17 protein-coding genes, 2 tRNA genes, 2 pseudogenes, 1 CRISPR repeat array and 1 riboswitch (1 of these 23 only partly in view) are annotated in these 14,848 nt (G+C 28.9%); of the genes and pseudogenes, 16 read left to right on the forward strand and 5 right to left on the reverse strand.

The window, feature by feature from the left end:
• Window positions 1–5: 5 nt before the first annotated feature.
• Entirely contained in the window at window positions 6–1,391 is a 1,386-nt protein-coding gene (locus ACN5J4_RS03790) for a TlpA family protein disulfide reductase (protein WP_418650841.1), read from the forward strand.
• Window positions 1,392–1,442: 51 nt separating this feature from the next.
• Here ACN5J4_RS03790 and ACN5J4_RS03795 read toward each other — a convergent pair.
• Window positions 1,443–2,202, reverse strand: a pseudogene (locus tag ACN5J4_RS03795) (AIM24 family protein).
• Between the two features lie 20 nt (window positions 2,203–2,222).
• Window positions 2,223–2,678, reverse strand: coding sequence for a DUF4442 domain-containing protein (locus ACN5J4_RS03800; RefSeq protein WP_418650842.1), 456 nt, complete (start codon window positions 2,676–2,678; stop codon window positions 2,223–2,225).
• Window positions 2,679–2,844: 166 nt separating this feature from the next.
• Between ACN5J4_RS03800 and ACN5J4_RS03805 the strand changes: the two genes are divergently transcribed.
• From ACN5J4_RS03805 to ACN5J4_RS03855, 11 genes and pseudogenes are all read left to right on the forward strand, one after another.
• The gene (locus ACN5J4_RS03805) at window positions 2,845–3,291 is read left to right on the forward strand and encodes a DUF4870 domain-containing protein (RefSeq protein WP_418650843.1); all 447 of its coding nucleotides are present in this window, start codon (window positions 2,845–2,847) and stop codon (window positions 3,289–3,291) included.
• A 79-nt stretch (window positions 3,292–3,370) separates the two neighbouring features.
• A riboswitch (cobalamin riboswitch) is annotated at window positions 3,371–3,565 on the forward strand.
• A 209-nt stretch (window positions 3,566–3,774) separates the two neighbouring features.
• The gene (locus ACN5J4_RS03810; protein WP_418651130.1) at window positions 3,775–3,891 is read left to right on the forward strand and encodes a hypothetical protein; all 117 of its coding nucleotides are present in this window, start codon (window positions 3,775–3,777) and stop codon (window positions 3,889–3,891) included.
• Between the two features lie 106 nt (window positions 3,892–3,997).
• Entirely contained in the window at window positions 3,998–4,333 is a 336-nt protein-coding gene (locus tag ACN5J4_RS03815) for a hypothetical protein (protein WP_418651131.1), read from the forward strand.
• Window positions 4,334–4,362: 29 nt separating this feature from the next.
• Window positions 4,363–4,569 carry a hypothetical protein gene (locus ACN5J4_RS03820; RefSeq protein ID WP_418651132.1) on the forward strand — a complete coding sequence of 69 codons (207 nt, stop codon included), beginning with the start codon at window positions 4,363–4,365 and terminating at the stop codon, window positions 4,567–4,569.
• Window positions 4,535–4,657: a hypothetical protein gene (locus ACN5J4_RS03825; RefSeq protein ID WP_418650844.1), complete on the forward strand. Its 123-nt coding sequence runs from the start codon at window positions 4,535–4,537 to the stop codon at window positions 4,655–4,657. The genes ACN5J4_RS03820 and ACN5J4_RS03825 overlap by 35 nt, the downstream gene beginning before the upstream one ends.
• Entirely contained in the window at window positions 4,641–4,811 is a 171-nt protein-coding gene (locus ACN5J4_RS03830; RefSeq protein ID WP_418650845.1) for a hypothetical protein, read from the forward strand. Before ACN5J4_RS03825 ends, ACN5J4_RS03830 begins: the two co-directional genes overlap by 17 nt.
• Window positions 4,812–5,395: pseudogene (locus ACN5J4_RS03835) on the forward strand (hypothetical protein). It begins immediately after the preceding gene.
• 363 nt (window positions 5,396–5,758) lie between these two features.
• Window positions 5,759–6,424 carry a M15 family metallopeptidase gene (locus tag ACN5J4_RS03840; protein ID WP_418650846.1) on the forward strand — a complete coding sequence of 222 codons (666 nt, stop codon included), beginning with the start codon at window positions 5,759–5,761 and terminating at the stop codon, window positions 6,422–6,424.
• A 254-nt stretch (window positions 6,425–6,678) separates the two neighbouring features.
• Window positions 6,679–7,356, forward strand: a complete 678-nt coding sequence (locus ACN5J4_RS03845) for a hypothetical protein (protein ID WP_418650847.1) — start codon at window positions 6,679–6,681, stop codon at window positions 7,354–7,356.
• 146 nt (window positions 7,357–7,502) lie between these two features.
• Complete coding sequence (gene pdhA / locus ACN5J4_RS03850) at window positions 7,503–8,498, forward strand: pyruvate dehydrogenase (acetyl-transferring) E1 component subunit alpha (protein WP_418650848.1); 996 nt, start codon at window positions 7,503–7,505, stop codon at window positions 8,496–8,498.
• A 3-nt stretch (window positions 8,499–8,501) separates the two neighbouring features.
• The gene (locus ACN5J4_RS03855) at window positions 8,502–10,124 is read left to right on the forward strand and encodes a pyruvate dehydrogenase complex dihydrolipoamide acetyltransferase (RefSeq protein WP_418650849.1); all 1,623 of its coding nucleotides are present in this window, start codon (window positions 8,502–8,504) and stop codon (window positions 10,122–10,124) included.
• Between the two features lie 50 nt (window positions 10,125–10,174).
• Here the strand turns inward: ACN5J4_RS03855 and ACN5J4_RS03860 are convergent, their stop codons facing one another.
• From ACN5J4_RS03860 to aroC, 3 genes are read right to left on the reverse strand one after another with little or no spacing between them, the layout of a single operon-like run.
• Window positions 10,175–10,720, reverse strand: coding sequence for a DinB family protein (locus ACN5J4_RS03860; RefSeq protein WP_418650850.1), 546 nt, complete (start codon window positions 10,718–10,720; stop codon window positions 10,175–10,177).
• Window positions 10,721–10,771: 51 nt separating this feature from the next.
• Window positions 10,772–11,311: a Crp/Fnr family transcriptional regulator gene (locus ACN5J4_RS03865; protein WP_418650851.1), complete on the reverse strand. Its 540-nt coding sequence runs from the start codon at window positions 11,309–11,311 to the stop codon at window positions 10,772–10,774.
• A 33-nt stretch (window positions 11,312–11,344) separates the two neighbouring features.
• Window positions 11,345–12,406, reverse strand: a complete 1,062-nt coding sequence (gene aroC, locus ACN5J4_RS03870; RefSeq protein ID WP_418650852.1) for a chorismate synthase — start codon at window positions 12,404–12,406, stop codon at window positions 11,345–11,347.
• Between the two features lie 309 nt (window positions 12,407–12,715).
• On the opposite strand from aroC, the gene ACN5J4_RS03875 reads away from it, so the two are divergent.
• The 4 genes from ACN5J4_RS03875 to cas2 all read left to right on the forward strand — a co-directional run bounded on the left by ACN5J4_RS03875 (window position 12,716) and on the right by cas2 (window position 14,683).
• Window positions 12,716–12,800: transfer RNA gene (locus ACN5J4_RS03875), tRNA-Ser, on the forward strand.
• 176 nt (window positions 12,801–12,976) lie between these two features.
• Window positions 12,977–13,061: transfer RNA gene (locus tag ACN5J4_RS03880), tRNA-Ser, on the forward strand.
• Window positions 13,062–13,478: 417 nt separating this feature from the next.
• Complete coding sequence (gene cas1 / locus ACN5J4_RS03885) at window positions 13,479–14,363, forward strand: type II CRISPR-associated endonuclease Cas1 (RefSeq protein ID WP_418650853.1); 885 nt, start codon at window positions 13,479–13,481, stop codon at window positions 14,361–14,363.
• Window positions 14,354–14,683 carry a CRISPR-associated endonuclease Cas2 gene (gene cas2, locus ACN5J4_RS03890; protein WP_418650854.1) on the forward strand — a complete coding sequence of 110 codons (330 nt, stop codon included), beginning with the start codon at window positions 14,354–14,356 and terminating at the stop codon, window positions 14,681–14,683. The genes cas1 and cas2 overlap by 10 nt, the downstream gene beginning before the upstream one ends.
• Window positions 14,684–14,793: 110 nt before the next feature.
• Window positions 14,794–14,848: direct repeats of the CRISPR family, unit length 36 nt; unit sequence AATATCGTTTTCTCTAATCTTTAATCAAACCACAAC (it continues 1,755 nt past the right edge of the window).

Genomic DNA, 14,848 nt, shown 5'->3' on the forward strand with positions numbered 1-14,848 from the left:
AAACGATGAAAAGAATAATACTTTTTGGTCTCATAATAATTACCATTATTTCTTGTAAAAAAGAAAAACCAATAAAAGATTACCTTATTTTATCTGGTAAAATTGAAAACTTCAAAAAAAGAGACGTCACTTTAACTGGGTTTAATTTTGAAAAAAAAATAAAGTTTAATAAAGAAACAAGTTCTTTTTTAGATACTTTAAAAATTGATAAAAATGGTTACTACACTTTAATCGCTTATAAAAAACCTATTAATTTATATCTTACTGACACAGTAAATACAACTGTTATTTTTGATTATAAAAATATTGATTCAATTAAATTTGAAGGGACAAATGCCAATATCAACACTTATTTTATTCAAAAAAAGAAGAAATTTTCAGAGATTTTAATAAATGCTAATAGATTATTTTCATTAAGTGAAGATGATTTTTTAGAAAAAATGCAAGAATACAAGGATGCTTTAACAGAGCTATCTATTTCTAATAACTTACCTGCTGATTTTCTAAAAACTGAAGTTAAAAATATTGATTATGAATACTTAAGAAATTTAAGTAACTATCAAGATTATTATGCCACTTTAACTGATAATGAAGATTTTTCTGTTTCAGAAAATTACCCTGACCCACTCGAAAATTTTAACTATAGTAATGGAGATGATTACATCAATTCTTATTCATACCGCAAGATGTTAGAAACTCAATTAGATTTTATCACTAAAGAAAAATTAGAGGAAGGTAATGATTACTATTTAACTTATTTAGAAACAGTACAGACTAAAATTAATGATAGTATTATAAAAAATGATTTATTATATAAAAATGCTAAAAATGGTATAACCTTTACTGATAATTTAAAAGAGTTTCATGATAAATTTATGACATACTCTACTAATAAAAATCATAAAGATGAAATTACTAAAAGTTATAACGCTTTAAAAGCTACTGCAAAAGGACAACCATCTCCTAAATTCAAAGATTTTGAAAATTATGCAGGAGGAACAACTTCTTTTGATGATTTAATAGGTAAAGGAAAATACCTTTACATAGATGTTTGGGCTACATGGTGCGCTTATTGTAAAAGAGAAATACCTTTACTAAAAAAACTAGAAGAAGAATACCATGGAAAAAACATAGAATTTGTAAGTATTAGTGTTGATGATAAAAATCAATACGAAAAATGGAAACAAACAATTGTTGATAGAGAAATGACAGGTATACAATTATTTAGTGGAGAGAAATTAGCAGACTTAGAATGGGCTCAAAAATTTTTAATAAAAGGATTACCTAAATTTATTATTATTGACCCTGATGGAAATATTGTAAGCCCTAACGCTCCTACTCCTTCACAAGGCGAAAAATTAATTAACATTTTCGATGAATTAGGTATTTAAAATATCAATCATAAAATAAAAAACCACTAATTAGTGGTTTTTTATTTTATACTAAAACCTATTATCTCCATCTAAAATATTACCAATACTGCCAAAAAAACTGCCTTCTCCTTTATCACCCCCCTTTGAGGAGCCATTGCTAACATACGCTCTGCTAGTCGACTAAAAGGTAATGATTAAATACATACCATAGTTGGTCCTTGAAGCTTTGCAAAAAACAAACCTTCACCGATAAATACCGTACTTTTTACACCACCTATAAACTCAACATTATAATCTATACCCTTTGTAAAACCTATAATACAACCTGTATCTACTTTTAAAACCTCTCCACACCCTAATTCTTTTTAAGCCATAATAGCTCCTGCATGAATAAATGCCATACCATCATCTTCTAATTTTTCTATAATAAACCCTCTCCTCCATATAATCAACGCCCTAATCGCTTTGAAAATTCTATCCCTATCGAAACACCTTTAGTAGCACATAAAAAAGCATCTTTTTAACATATAAATCTACAGTAACAATCTTCCCCGAATAAGGTGAAGCAAATGAAACTTGTTTTTTCCAAGTCCTTTATTTGTAAAAACAGTCATAAATAAATTCTCTCCTGAAAGAATTCTTTTCCCTGCTAAAAATATTTTAGCTAACAATCCTTTTTCCTGACTAGAACCATCGCTTAAAATAGTATTTATTCTTATAGCATCATCCTTCCACTCTCCGCAATTATACTTTATTCTAGATCTAACTCAATTTTCAACATACTGCATTTCTTCTCAAAAATGCGATAGTCGATTTCATGTGCATTCATAATTATATTTTTATATTTTACTATGCCTTTACTTTTAAACTCCATTCAAATTGAAATTTAGACACTAATACCCCGTCATCATTAATACCTTTAGAAGTTACTATAACAGTTTGCCCATGACCTGTGTTTACTGATTTTTGAATAGCTTTTGTTATTGCCTCGCCATCATCACACTCAAAACTAATTTTACCCTTAGCTTTTTTAGTAAAAGTAGCATTCATATTTGTAACCAACATAGAAATTTTTTTTTCTGATTTATCAATAGCTTGCATTACTAAAATACCAGTAGCTAATTCAGCTGCCATACCTTGTACCGCCCAAAACATACTCTTAAAAGGGTTTTGATTAATCCATCGATGCGTTACTTTAACTAGTGATTTCTCTTCCGAAATAAATAATACTCTAACACCACAGATATAAGCTGATGGTAATTTTAAGAAAGTAAATAAATTAATTTTTAAAGGTGTGAATTTCATATTTATGAGTATTTACGAGCAATTTACTAATTTTTTAAAACTTTTTTTACAATTAAAACTATCTACTAGCTCTTAATTAAAAGCTAGTAGATGAGCATGTGTCTTGTACTATAACCTCTTAGAAAAGTATATATTTGTAGAGTATTAGCCCTTTAAACACATAAATATGCAAAACTACACACACACCGATGCTTTACTAATACATATATCCGCTTTTGCAGGATATATGTTTCCTTTTGGAAGTATTCTAGCTCCTTTAATTTTATGGCAAATTTTAAAAAACAAAGATCCTTTTTTAGATAAACAAGGCAAAGCGGCCATAAACTTTAATTTAAGCTTTAGTTTATATTTTTTTATAGTTAGCACTCTATTTTTCGTACTCTTATTCGGTTTTTTATTTGGGAGCTTTTTAGACCTTTATAATGAAACAACTTTTAATTTCGAAACTAGTATAATTTATAAAAATATGTTTGCCTTGATAAGCTTAATTGTAACAGTTTTTTTATGCTGCCTTATATCAATAAGTAAAATTATGTTAATTATTATAGCATCTATAAAAGCTAATAAAGGTAAAAACTACACCTATCCTTTTACAATTAACTTTATAAAATAAATTTAAACATATAACTTACACTAAAAAAACTACACTCTTATAAAATTATAGCGATATTTGTTCTAATAAGTTCTTTACATACTTCATTTAACGGAAAGATTTTACTTAATTGTAAATTAATAGGCAATCGTGTGTAAATCACTAACTGTCGCGCAACTGTATGTAACACAAAAAAGTTTTATTAATAAAACCCACTGTTCTAAAATAAATAAAATGGGAAGGAAAATAAAACTGTTATTAAGTCAGGAAACCTGCCTATTCCGAATTGACAATGCTTTCGCGGTTTGAAGCTTTTAGTCAGAAAAATGCATTTTCATAAGCCAATTAACCCTCATAGAATAATTGTATCTTATTGATTTTTATAATTCTTCTTTCTTTAAACTTCTTCTCAAAAAAAACATTATGAAGTTTTACAAAAGAGTTTTTAATTAATCACTTAAAAGTTAAAAGAAAATGCAAACGCACAATCTTGGCTATCCGTGAATTGGTAGCAACAGAGAACTCAAAAAAGCCTGCGAGCAATATTGGTCAGGCAAAATTTTAACTGAAGAGTTACAAAAGATAAGAGAAAACCTTACTTTTAGAAACTGGAAAATTTAACAAGACGCAGGAATAGATCTTACTCCTTGTAATGATTTTTATTACTATGACCATGTTTTAGACATGTCTTTAAACTGTTGGAGCTATTCCAAAACGCTATAATGAAATAGCTTTAAGAAATTCAAGTAACAAACTCGATTTATACTTTGCAATGAAAAGAGATTATCAAAAAGATGGCTTAGATATAACTGCAATGGAAATGACTAAGTGGTTTGATACCAATTATCATTACATAGTTCCTGAATTTTATAAAAATCAGGAATTTAAACTTTTTTCTAATAAAATTATCAATGAATTTTTAAATGCTAAAAAAGTTGGTATAGATGCCAAACCTGTCATTATTGGTTTAGTTTCTTATTTACTCTTAGGAAAAGAAAAAGATAATGATTTTAATAAATTATATTTAAGTAAAACCTACTACCTGTTTACATTGATATTTTAAAAAAATTAACAACCTTAGGAGTAAAATGGATACAGTTTGATGAACCTTTTTTAACCTTATATATTAATGAAAAAGCAAGAGAAGCATACAAATTTGTATATATAACATTAAAAAAAGAGTTTCCATACCTAAAAATATTAGTAGCAACCTATTTTAATGGTTTAAAAGACAATATTTTTTTAGCAACAACATTACCTGTTTATGCTTTACATATTGATTTTGGTACGCTGTCCTGAACAATTACATGATGTTTTAAATTTAATTCTAGAAGAACTATGCCTGTCTTTAGGCATTGTAAACGGAAGAAATGTTTGGAAAACATAATTTTGAACAATCTTTATCTATTATTAAAGAAGCAATAAATAAAATAGGAAAAGAACGAATTTTAATTGCACCTTCTTGCTCACTTTTACATTCACCTTGTGATTTAGATTTAGAAGATAATGAAAAAATACTATCACCTGAGATTAAAGAATGAATGGCTTTTGCTAAACAAAAAATTAAGGAAGTGGTTACTTTAAAAAAGTTAATTTATGAAAACCTAAGTAAAGAAACAAAAGCTAAATTAGAAACTAATAAAAAAGCAATTGAAAGTCGTACAGTTTCTAAACTGATTCATAATACAAAGGTAAAAAATAGAGTAAATGCTATAACAACTATAGATTCTAAAAGGAATAATCCTTTTTCAACTCGTAAGATTTCACAAAAAGAAGCCTTAAAACTACCTTTATTTCCAACTACCACTATTGGCTCTTTTCCACAAACTAAAGAAGTCAGAAGCTGGAGAGCTAAATATAAAAAAGGCGATACTTCAGCTACTGAATATGATGTTTTATTAAAAAATGAAACAAAAAACCTATTCGTTGGCAAGAAGAAATTGACATTGATGTATTAGTACATGGTAAATTTGAACGCAATGATATGGTAGAATATTTTGGAGAACAATTAGCTGGGTTTGCTTTTACAAAAAAAGGGCGGGTACAAAGCTATGGTAGCAGATGTGTAAAACCAACTATTATTTATGGAGATGTATATAGAACAAACCCATTGAGTGTTTATTAGACAAAATTTGCACAATCTTTAACAAAAAAAATAGTAAAAGGAATGCTTACAAGACCCGTTACAATTTTGCTTTACTTTTACTTTTTCTAAATTACACAGTACTAAAGCTCTTTTTAAGTCTAAAAACCTATTAAGCTAATCCTTCTTCCCCCTAAAACTTCAGTTTTAGATAAATTTAAAAACTCAATATTTTATTTTTCAATAACTTTCATATTACTATTTATATAGAAAAACTTTCAAAATATCAATACAACAAAAATTATTAATAAAAAACACAATAATTAAATAACAATATCATAAAAAGCGTCTCATCATTTTATTATAATTAATGTGTATATTAAACTATTTACTTATTTTCACGTAATGAAATACATGTATCTCTTATTATTTTTTATTTCAGGTCTTGTTCAATCACAACAATTACCTACAGGCTTTTCTTATATAAAAGATTTAATTCCTTCAATAAAGAAAGAATTAAAATATTGCACTAATAATAATTTTGTTGGAACGTCTATTAATGGCTATGAAGAAGCAGTGCTTATAAGTACAACACAAACAGCAAGAGCCTTAAAAAAAGTACAAAACGAACTATTAAAAAAAGAATTAAGTTTAAAAATTTTTGATGCCTATCGTCCACAAAGGGCAGTAACCCACTTTGTAAAATGGTCTCATGTCATAAATGACACATTAATGAAACAACAATACTATCCTAGTATTGATAAAAAATATTTATTTCAAAAAGGATTTATAGCTTCAAAATCAGGTCATTCAAGAGGTAGTACTGTCGATTTAACTATTATTGATTTAAAAACTGGAAACGAATTAGATATGGGAAGTCCATTTGATTTCTTCGGAATTTCTTCACATATTAATTATCCTAATTTAACCGAAAAACAAAAACAAAATAGACAATTATTACAAACTGTAATGCGTAAACATAATTTCAGACCTTATCCTAAAGAATGGTGGCATTTTACCTTAAGATTTGAACCTTTTCCTAAAACTTATTTTAGTTTCCCTGTTAAATAAAGGATGTTATTTTATTTGGCGGGTTTTAGTTTAAAAAAAAAAAATAAAAAGTTTTTTAATTTTAGATAATTACAAAAAAACAGCAAAAATGCCTAGCCCCCGATTGTAGCAATTGTTTGAGCTCTTTTTTATTTTTCAAAAAATAAAAAAAGCGAGTGCGAAAAGCGGGAAATTGCTTCAAATAAATATGTTTTAACGCTTTATTGAGAAATACAAAAAACGACGGCATTATATTTGCTCAGATTTATTTTGATATGATAAAACAAACGATACATTTTTTTATAGTAATTTTTGTAGTAAGTATAAGTTCGCATAGTTTTGCACAACTTGATGATTCTTTTGGAAATAATAAAAACAATACAGGTTCTTTTGGTAGCATACCTGCTACTGCTAAAGAAGTAAAAAAACCAAAATCATTAGAATTTAAAAATAATGATGGTTTTAAAACAGCACACACCAAACAACAGCAACAAATTCAAAAAAAGCAAGCAGAAAACGACTTCGAAAACAAAGGTATTTTAACCAAAGCTAAACAAGCAGAAGAGCAATACTTAAATGGTTTTCAAAAAATAAACGGGATGTATAACTACCCTGTTATTGATCAGGATTTAGGTAGCTTTAGTACAAAAGCTAAAATGGTAACCATTATTTGTAGAGATTTTCAATACCCTGATGGTGATAAAGTTTCTATTTTTGTAAATGACACACCAGTGGTTAGCAACTTAATTCTTAAACAACGCTACCAATCTTTTAAAATTACTTTAGATGAAGGAATAAATACCATTGAAATTTTAGCTTTAAACCAAGGTAGTTCAGGGCCAAATACTGCTGGTTTTAAAATTTTTAATGAGGATGGAGCCTTATTATCAGCCAATCAATGGAATTTAGCAACAGGTGCAAAAGCATTTATAATAATAGCCAAACAAAAATAAAAATATTAGGCTGTTTAAGTACTCAAAAAAGCTTGCTATAATTTTTAACAAGAACTTTTTTAAGTTTACTAAAAACTACTTACTTTTGTAGCTACGTTTTTAATGTAAGCGTAACAAACAAACTTTAAATAAACAACTAATATATAATGAATAAAATCACCAAAGAAACCTATATCAATTGGTATAGAGACATGCTTTTCTGGAGAAAGTTTGAAGATAAGTTAGCAGCTGTTTACATTCAACAGAAAGTAAGAGGTTTTTTACACTTATATAACGGTCAAGAGGCTGTTTTAGCAGGTGCATTGCATGCAATGGACCTATCTAAAGATAAAATGATTACGGCATACCGTAACCATGTACAACCAATTGGTATGGGTGAAGATCCTAAACGTGTAATGGCCGAATTATATGGAAAAGCTACAGGTACCTCTAAAGGTATGGGTGGATCAATGCACATTTTCTCAAAAGAATTTCGTTTTTATGGAGGTCATGGAATTGTTGGTGGTCAAATTCCGTTAGGAGCTGGATTAGCTTTTGGTGATAAGTATAAAGGTAATGATGCAGTAACACTATGTTGTTTTGGTGACGGTGCTGCTCGTCAAGGTTCATTACATGAAACTTTTAATATGGCTATGAACTGGAAGTTACCTGTAATATTTATTGTTGAAAACAATGGATATGCAATGGGTACTTCTGTTGAAAGAACCGCTAATCATACTGATATTTGGAAACTTGGTTTAGGATATGAAATGCCTTGTGGTCCTGTTGATGGTATGAATCCTATTAAAGTTGCTGAAGCTGTTGATGAAGCTATTCAAAGAGCACGTCGTGGTGAAGGTCCAACTTTCTTAGAAATGAAAACGTACCGTTATAGAGGCCACTCAATGTCGGATGCTCAACATTATCGTACTAAAGATGAAGTTGAAGAATATCGTAAAATTGATCCTATTACCCAAGTACTAGATGTTATTAAAGAAAATGCATATGCTTCTGACGAAGAAATTGAAAATATAAAGAAAGAAGTAAAGCAATCTGTAAGTGAATGTGAAAAATTTGCTGAAGATTCTCCATATCCAGAAGCTAATCAGTTATTCGATATGGTGTACGAGCAAGAAGATTATCCATTTATAAAATCTAAGTAAACCATGGCCACAATTATAAACATGCCTCGCTTAAGCGACACGATGGAAGAAGGAGTTGTTGCTTCTTGGTTAAAAAATGTAGGTGACAGAATTGAAGAAGGCGATATTTTAGCTGAAATTGAAACTGATAAAGCTACCATGGAATTTGAATCTTTTCACGAAGGTGTTTTATTACATATTGGAGTTCAAGAAGGTGAAGCTGCTCCTGTCGATACTTTATTAGCTATTATTGGTGAACAGGGTGAAGATATTTCAGCTTTATTAAATGGAACTACTACTGCAAAAATTGAAGAAGCTCCTAAAGCTGAAACAACTTCTAACGAAGAAGTAGCTGTAAAAAGTGAAGCAGTAGCAATGCCAGCAGGAGCTATTGTTATTAATATGCCTCGTTTAAGTGATACCATGGAAGAAGGAACTGTTGCTTCTTGGTTAAAAAACGTTGGTGATACCGTTGAAGAGGGTGATATTTTAGCTGAAATCGAAACTGATAAAGCAACTATGGAATTCGAATCTTTTAACGAAGGTGTTTTATTACACATTGGTGTTCAAGAAGGCGAAGCTGCTCCTGTAGATACTTTACTTGCTATTATTGGTAAAGAAGGTACAGATGTTGCTACCGTACTTGCTGCATTAAATTCAGGAAGTGCAACTTCCTCTGTAAAAACAGAAGAAAAAGCTATTCAAAAAGAAGAAGCTCCTAAAGAAGAAATTAAAGTAGCTGCTACTGAAACAGCAACTACAACAACTTCTGGAGGAAGAATATTTGCTTCTCCATTAGCTAAAAAAATAGCAAAGGATAAAGGAATTAAATTAACAGCGATTAAAGGTTCTGGTGAAAACGGACGTATCGTTAAAAAGGATGTAGAAAACTACACTCCTGCTGCTGAAACTCCAGTTAATACTCCTGCTCAATCAGCGGTTAGCAATTTTGCTATTGCTGGTGAAGAGAGTACTAGTGAAGTTAAAAATTCACAAATGCGTAAAGCAATTGCTAAAGCATTAGGAAACTCTAAGTTTTCTGCTCCACACTTCTATTTAAACATTGAAGTTGATATGGATAACGCAATGGCATCTCGTAAAACAATTAATACTGTTCCTGATACTAAAGTATCATTTAACGACATGGTTGTAAAAGCGTGTGCTATGGCATTAAAAAAACATCCAAATGTAAATACTAGTTGGACGGATAATAATACATTATTCCACAGCCATATTAACATTGGTGTTGCTGTTGCTGTTGATGAAGGCTTAGTTGTACCTGTTGTAAAACATACAGATGCTTTAAGTTTAACTCAAATTGGTGCTTCAGTACGTGATTTAGCTGGTAAAGCTAGAAACAAGAAAATTTCTCCTGCTGAAATGCAAGGAAGTACTTTTACGGTTTCTAACTTAGGAATGTTTGGTATTGAAAGTTTTACTTCAATTATCAACCAACCGAATTCTGCTATTTTATCTGTTGGTGCTATCATACAAAAACCTGTTGTTAAAAACGGTGAAATTGTTGTTGGTAACACAATGAAATTAACTTTAGCTTGTGATCATAGAACGGTTGATGGTGCTGTAGGTGCTCAATTCTTACAAACATTAAAAACTTTTGTTGAAAACCCTGTTACAATGTTAGCATAAGTTTTTAACTTACATATATAAAAAAGCTCGAGATATTTCTCGAGCTTTTTTTATTTATAAATGTTCTTTGCTTGTACAACATGACGTTGATTATGATTAATTACAAATCGGAAAGTATCTCCTAACCTAAATTTTAAAATAGGTAATGTTGTAGAAGTTTTTACCTTTGTAAGATTTTTATCTTCTGATAATTCAAGTAATTGTAATAATTCTTTTTGAAGTGTAATAAAACGTACTAAAACAACTTTTTCATCTAATTTTGAATAAATAGGATTCTTGCTTTTAAAGGCATTCATTGTTTTCATTCCTTCTTTAGGTAACATATCTAAAGCAAATTTATTTCCTAAATATCCCGATTTAAAAACTGTTGATTTTTGATAATTAGACTTTTCTATTCTTTTTCTGATTTCATTATTGTAGAATTCTGCATATAAATTCAAATGCTCTAAACATTCTAAAACAGACCATGATGACGCTGTTTTTTTATATTTTAACTCTTCCGTAGTATTATTTTTTAAAGATTCTGCATAATTAATATGAGAAACTACAATTTGTTTTAATTCTGATAATAATTCTTTGGTATTAAAAAAGCTCATGTTTGAAATTTAATTCAAATATGAGCTTTTTTATAAAAATAAATATTGATACTAATCAAGATTTTTTAATATTCTAGACAATGTTTCTGGAGCCATTCTTAAATAAGAAGCAATATACTTTTGAGGTATTTCCTGAAACAATTGTGGACTTCTTTTAAATACCCTATTAAAACGTTTTTGAGGAGAATAGGTAATTAAATCTATTTCTCTTTCTATTTGTTGATACATAAAATCATTTAAAAATACGTTCCAAACATCCTGATATTCCTTTTTAGAATTTATAAAATGTATGTAATTTATTTTTGAAATTACCTTCAACTCACATTTTTTAAGTGCTTGTACGTAAAAAGAAGTTGGTTTTTCAGTTAAAAAACAATCAAATGCTGTGATTATCGAATTTTTATATCCAAATCTAATGGTATGATCTTCATTATCATCATCAATAAAAACTCGTAAACTTCCTTCTTTCACTAAATACAAATTAGTATTTAAATCTCCTTTATTTATAAGAAAATCATTTCTTTTAAGTGTTATTTTTTTATCGAATTCATCTTCTAATTTCTCAAAAAAGAATGATAAAGAGCTCTTCAAAATAAAACAATTTTCTAATTAATATTTAATCAACTATATTTTACGCATTTTATCTATCAACCAAAAATCAGCTAAAACCAACGCAGCTAAAGCTTCAACAATTGGTACAGCTCTTGGCACAACACAAGGATCATGACGACCTTTACCTTGAATTTCAGTTAATTCACCATCAGAATTTATGGTTTGTTGATTTGTCATAATTGTAGCTACAGGTTTAAAAGCTACTCGAAAATACACATCCATTCCGTTTGAAATTCCTCCTTGAATTCCTCCTGATAAATTAGATTGTGTTGTTCCATCTTCATTAAAAACATCGTTATGTTCAGAACCTTTCATTTTAGCTCCGCAAAATCCGCTACCAAATTCAAAACCTTTTACAGCATTAATTGAAAGCATTGCTTTACCTAACTCGGCATGAAGTTTATGAAAAATAGGTTCTCCTAATCCTATAGGCATATTTTGAACAACACAGGTTACAGTACCTCCAATAGTATCACCAGCCTTTCTAATTTCATGAATTTTAGCAATCATTATTTCTGCTGATTTTTCATCAGGACAACGAACAATATTATTTTCAATTTTAGATAAATCTAACTCTTGATATGGTTTATCAATAAAAATATCTCCTACTGATGATGTAAAGGCATCAATATTAATATGTTTTATTAGTTGTTTTGCTAATGCTCCAGCAACTACCCAATTTGCAGTTTCACGTGCCGAAGTTCTACCTCCACCTCTATGATCTCTAACACCATATTTTTTATCATATGTATAGTCGGCATGTGAAGGTCGATATACATTTGTATTATGATTATAATCTTTACTTTTCTGATTGGTATTTTTTATAACAAAGCCAATAGAAGCACCTGTAGTTTTACCTTCAAAAACTCCTGATAAAAACTCAACAGTATCAGGTTCTTTACGCTGAGTTACAATTTTAGATTGCCCTGGCTTACGTCGATCTAATTCTTGTTGAATTGCATCAAAATCTACCTCCATTCCTGCCGGAAACCCATCAATAACACCTCCAATAGCGGTTCCGTGTGACTCCCCAAAAGTAGTTACTTTTAAAATATTTCCAAATGAATTAAACATGCTTCTTAATTTTACAACGAAAGTAATTTAAAAATTATAATTTCCTTTATGAAAATACTAAAAACTAATAAAGCATGTATAAATATAACACTAATTGTATTTTTTGTTTATCTCTAAAAAATTTAAAAACTAGTATTCTTTTTTTTATTAAAAATATTTTTAAACGTAACAAACTGACAATTAAAAAAATAACTACTAAAAAATAAATAAACATTTATTTACTTTAAAATATAACCGCTTTTTTCTTTTTACATTAAAAAAAAGATTGTAAATTTGCAACCGCTATTAGAAATACCTAATAGTACGCCTGGAGAAATGGCAGAGTGGTCGAATGCGGCGGTCTTGAAAACCGTTGTCTGTTACAGGACCGGGGGTTCGAATCCCTCTTTCTCCGCAAAAACCGAAACATTTACTTGTTTCGGTTTTTTTATTTTACACACTTTTATTTATAAACTAAACAAGTATAACTTAACTATGTTTAAAAAATAAAAAAAACTGTTTTAAGCTTTTTATATTTAAAAATAATTATATATTTGCAACCGCTATTAGAAATACCTAAATAGCACGCCTGGAGAAATGGCAGAGTGGTCGAATGCGGCGGTCTTGAAAACCGTTGTCTGTTACAGGACCGGGGGTTCGAATCCCTCTTTCTCCGCAAAAACCGAAACATTTACTTGTTTCGGTTTTTTTTGCTTTAAATACTCATGTACTTTTTACAATGTTTACTAATTTTTGAAATATTTTTAGTAAAAAAGAATACGCTTAAATAATAAACCTTGCCTTTACATAAAAGCTTATTTCTAATTATAATATTTATTTGAAAGCTATTTTATATTTCTTTTAAAAAAACGAGTTCGAAAATAGAAAAACAGCTACTGTATTTTATATTTAATATAAAATTAATTTACACATCAAAAAACTTAATAAAATAATTATTAGTTAACTAAAAAACAAACATTAAAAAACTATATAACAACACATTAAAATAATTCCACAAGAAATATAAAAATGGTAATAGTTATGTATTAGTAACACTTTACGTTGTTTATATTGTTTATTTTTAATAACAAAAATGATAAAAAGAACTCTTTTCTTTGGTAACAAATGCTCTTTAACTACCAAAAATGAACAATTAGTTATTAAAACAATAAATAAAGATAGCTGTATTCCTATTGAAGACATAGGTTTTGTTGTTATTGAAAATCAGGAAACCTATATTTCTATTCCAACCTTATCAAAACTAAGCAACAATAATGTAAGTGTTATTTTTTGTAATAACAAACACATGCCACAAAGTATGCTTTTAAATTTAGACAATCATCATATACAACACAAACACTTTAAAAATCAAATTAATGCTTCTGAACCTTTAAAAAAACAGCTGTGGCAACAAATTGTAAAAGCTAAAATTTTAAATCAGGCTCAGGTTATAAATATTGTTAAGCAAAAAAATAGTCCGTTAAAACAATATGCTTCTAAAGTTTTAAGTGGCGATAGTGATAATAGAGAGGCGGTTGCTGCTGCCTATTATTGGAAACATTTATTTGACTTTAATTTTAAAAGAGAACGCTATGGATGTTATCCTAATTTATTTTTAAACTATGGGTATATTATATTAAGAGCCGCGGTTGCAAGGGCACTTTCTGGCAGTGGTTTATTAAATACCTTAGGTATTCATCATCATAATAAATACAATGCTTTTTGTTTAGCTGATGATATTATGGAGCCATACCGACCTTTAATTGACATGAAGGTTTTAGAAATTATTAAACATTTTGATGAACATTATTTAACAACCGCAATTAAAGCCGAACTTTTAAAAATACTAACACAAACAGTTTATTTTCAAGATAAAAAAAGCCCTTTAATGGTTGCTTTAACCACTACTACTACCTCACTACAACAGTGTTTTGACGGAAAAACCAGAAAACTAATCTATCCTAAATTATGGATTTAAATGCTTATAGAATTATGTGGTTATTTGTGTTTTTTGATTTACCTACCGAAACAAAAAAAGACAGAAAAAATGCACAACAATTTCGTAAAAACCTTTTAAAAGATGGTTTTACAATGATGCAATTTTCTGTTTATATGAGGCATTGTGCTAGTAGTGAAAGTGCTGATGTACATGAAAAAAGAATAAAAAACTTACTCCCCCCTTTTGGAAAGGTAAGTGTTTTAAGAATTACAGATAAACAGTATGGTAATATTATGAATTTTTGGGGTAAGGTTCAAAAACCAAAAGAACCAAGCCCCTCACAATTAGAGTTGTTTTAATAGAAATGAAAAAATGCTTCAAATAAAGCGATTATGTCTTTATAAGAAGCATTTTTTTATACGATATTTTATTACTAAAACGAGTACTAGCAACGGGTATATAAGTTACTAATATCGTTTTCTCTAATCTTTAATCAAACCACAACTGCGTGTTCACTCAATACG

Origin of the sequence: Tenacibaculum aestuariivivum, from assembly GCF_964507685.1 — a bacterium.
GTDB classification, from domain to species: domain Bacteria; phylum Bacteroidota; class Bacteroidia; order Flavobacteriales; family Flavobacteriaceae; genus Polaribacter; species Polaribacter aestuariivivum.

What these genes read in the sequence shown, in the direction of transcription:
- aroC (WP_418650852.1), bottom strand. Translation starts at nt 12,406, where the DNA reads ATGTTTAATTCATTTGGAAATATTTTAAAAGTAACTACTTTTGGGGAG.
- ACN5J4_RS03840 (WP_418650846.1), top strand. Translation starts at nt 5,759, where the DNA reads ATGAAATACATGTATCTCTTATTATTTTTTATTTCAGGTCTTGTTCAA.
- ACN5J4_RS03845 (WP_418650847.1), top strand. Translation starts at nt 6,679, where the DNA reads ATGATAAAACAAACGATACATTTTTTTATAGTAATTTTTGTAGTAAGT.
- ACN5J4_RS03790 (WP_418650841.1), top strand. Translation starts at nt 6, where the DNA reads ATGAAAAGAATAATACTTTTTGGTCTCATAATAATTACCATTATTTCT.
- cas1 (WP_418650853.1), top strand. Translation starts at nt 13,479, where the DNA reads ATGATAAAAAGAACTCTTTTCTTTGGTAACAAATGCTCTTTAACTACC.
- ACN5J4_RS03800 (WP_418650842.1), bottom strand. Translation starts at nt 2,678, where the DNA reads ATGAAATTCACACCTTTAAAAATTAATTTATTTACTTTCTTAAAATTA.
- ACN5J4_RS03855 (WP_418650849.1), top strand. Translation starts at nt 8,502, where the DNA reads ATGGCCACAATTATAAACATGCCTCGCTTAAGCGACACGATGGAAGAA.
- ACN5J4_RS03805 (WP_418650843.1), top strand. Translation starts at nt 2,845, where the DNA reads ATGCAAAACTACACACACACCGATGCTTTACTAATACATATATCCGCT.
- ACN5J4_RS03860 (WP_418650850.1), bottom strand. Translation starts at nt 10,720, where the DNA reads ATGAGCTTTTTTAATACCAAAGAATTATTATCAGAATTAAAACAAATT.
- ACN5J4_RS03830 (WP_418650845.1), top strand. Translation starts at nt 4,641, where the DNA reads ATGTTTGGAAAACATAATTTTGAACAATCTTTATCTATTATTAAAGAA.
- pdhA (WP_418650848.1), top strand. Translation starts at nt 7,503, where the DNA reads ATGAATAAAATCACCAAAGAAACCTATATCAATTGGTATAGAGACATG.
- cas2 (WP_418650854.1), top strand. Translation starts at nt 14,354, where the DNA reads ATGGATTTAAATGCTTATAGAATTATGTGGTTATTTGTGTTTTTTGAT.
- ACN5J4_RS03825 (WP_418650844.1), top strand. Translation starts at nt 4,535, where the DNA reads ATGCTTTACATATTGATTTTGGTACGCTGTCCTGAACAATTACATGAT.